The organism is Streptomyces alfalfae, from assembly GCF_004127445.1.
In the GTDB taxonomy this organism is placed as follows: domain Bacteria; phylum Actinomycetota; class Actinomycetes; order Streptomycetales; family Streptomycetaceae; genus Streptomyces; species Streptomyces alfalfae.
The window spans coordinates 1-2,372 of the sequence record NZ_QEXM01000021.1; the positions used below are offsets into that span (position 1 = coordinate 1).

Here is a 2,372-nt window from a genome sequence, read left to right on the forward strand (position 1 = left end):
TCACAGCGGTTGCCAGTCGAGCCAGGTGCTGCCCGGCTGGTGCTGCCAGCGGTGGTGGACACCGCCGGGGTTGTTCGCGAAGATCTCCAGCCGGCCGTCCCGATTGCGCAGCCCCCGGATGAAATAGCCTCCGCCGCCGAAGTCCTGCCAGGTGCGCCACGCCCCCGACGCGTCCACCTGGTAGTTGTGCTGCAGGACGTCGTCATTCATGGCGAACACCTCGATCCGCTCGTCATGCGACTCCACCACCGCAAGCCGCGCACTCACCGGACCACCCAGCGGCTGCCAGTCGTGCCAGTCACCGGCCGGAACGTTCTGCCACCGGTGATGCACCCCCGAGTCATTGCTCGCGAAGACCTCCAACCGACCATCACGGTTCCTCGCCACCGCCAGATGCTCACCCCCCAGACCGAAGTCCACCCACTCCCGCCACGTCCCCACCAGATCCGTCTGACAGGTGTGACGGAAGATGTCATCGTTCATCGCGAACACCTCGATCCGCCCGTCCGACGCCGGAGCCGCCGCAAGCCGCGCACCCGCAGGACCACCCAACGGCCGCCAGTCATGCCACGTCCCACCCGGCGTGTCATGCCAACGGTGATGCACACCACCGCCGTTGGAAGCGAACACCTCAAGGCGACCGTCATGGTTCCTGGACACCGCCAGATGGTCCCCGCCCCCGCCGAACGCATACCAATCGGCCCACTCCCCCGACACCTTCGCCTGATACCGGTGCATGAACGTCCCACCGTTCATGGCGAACAACTCCAACCTGCCGTCCGGTGACGCCGCCAGCGCGACCGTCGCCGACGCCGGGCCGCCGAACGCCCGCCAACCCGACCACGCACCCCCCGGCTCATGCTGATACGTGTGATAGATCTGGTCGACCGCCGCATGGAACACCTCCACACGGCCGTCCACCGACATCCCCACCGCGAGCCGCTGCCGCCGGTCCGGTTCACCCGGACCGACCGCCTCCTTCGCTTCGTCGAGCAGCGCGCGAGCCTTGCCCTCGGCCTGGTCGTACCGGTCGGGGAACGCGGACCGCTGCACCCGCTGGGCCGTCTGCCCGGCCGTCAGGTTCGGGTGCTGCTCCTCGACGCGGATCGCCCGCGTGAAGAACTGCTCGGCGGCGTACGGCACGTGCATGATCTGTTGCGGTGTGCCCCAGCCCTGGCTCGGGCGCTGCTGGAAGACGCCCAGGGAGTCGCGGTCGCCGCAGTCGAGGTTGTTCATGTGGGACTCGACCCAGCCGGCTTCGAAGCCGGCCAGCATCACTTTGTCGGAGACACCGAGGTCGCGGCCGACGGTGTACACCGTCTTCGTGACGTCCAGGTCTCGGTTTGGGGGTACGCGGCAGGGTGCCATGGGAGTGCTCCTGTCTGTGCGAGGTCGACGGGGGTCGGGTGAGGGCGTCACAGCGGTTGCCAGTCGAGCCAGGTGCTGCCCGGCTGGTGCTGCCAGCGGTGGTGGACACCGCCGGGGTTGTTCGCGAAGATCTCCAGCCGGCCGTCCCGATTGCGCAGCCCCCGGATGAAATAGCCTCCGCCGCCGAAGTCCTGCCAGGTGCGCCACGCCCCCGACGCGTCCACCTGGTAGTTGTGCTGCAGGACGTCGTCATTCATGGCGAACACCTCGATCCGCTCGTCATGCGACTCCACCACCGCAAGCCGCGCACTCACCGGACCACCCAGCGGCTGCCAGTCGTGCCAGTCACCGGCCGGAACGTTCTGCCACCGGTGATGCACCCCCGAGTCATTGCTCGCGAAGACCTCCAACCGACCATCACGGTTCCTCGCCACCGCCAGATGCTCACCCCCCAGACCGAAGTCCACCCACTCCCGCCACGTCCCCACCAGATCCGTCTGACAGGTGTGACGGAAGATGTCATCGTTCATCGCGAACACCTCGATCCGCCCGTCCGACGCCGGAGCCGCCGCAAGCCGCGCACCCGCAGGACCACCCAACGGCCGCCAGTCATGCCACGTCCCACCCGGCGTGTCATGCCAACGGTGATGCACACCACCGCCGTTGGAAGCGAACACCTCAAGGCGACCGTCATGGTTCCTGGACACCGCCAGATGGTCCCCGCCCCCGCCGAACGCATACCAATCGGCCCACTCCCCCGACACCTTCGCCTGATACCGGTGCATGAACGTCCCACCGTTCATGGCGAACAACTCCAACCTGCCGTCCGGTGACGCCGCCAGCGCGACCGTCGCCGACGCCGGGCCGCCGAACGCCCGCCAACCCGACCACGCACCCCCCGGCTCATGCTGATACGTGTGATAGATCTGGTCGACCGCCGCATGGAACACCTCCACACGGCCGTCCACCGACATCCCCACCGCGAGCCGCTGCCGCCGGTCCGG

2 protein-coding genes are annotated in these 2,372 nt (G+C 68.1%); both read right to left on the reverse strand.

The features are described from left to right. Complete coding sequence (locus tag DCW30_RS37375) at positions 1–1,368, reverse strand: PLL family lectin (RefSeq protein WP_076685800.1); 1,368 nt, start codon at positions 1,366–1,368, stop codon at positions 1–3. Between the two features lie 47 nt (positions 1,369–1,415). After that, the coding region (locus DCW30_RS36620) for a PLL family lectin (RefSeq protein WP_479683387.1) at positions 1,416–2,372 on the reverse strand (957 nt) is incomplete at its 5' end.

Excerpts from the sequence above, each read along its gene's own strand:
- DCW30_RS37375 (WP_076685800.1), bottom strand. The coding sequence starts at position 1,368 with ATGGCACCCTGCCGCGTACCCCCAAACCGAGACCTGGACGTCACGAAG.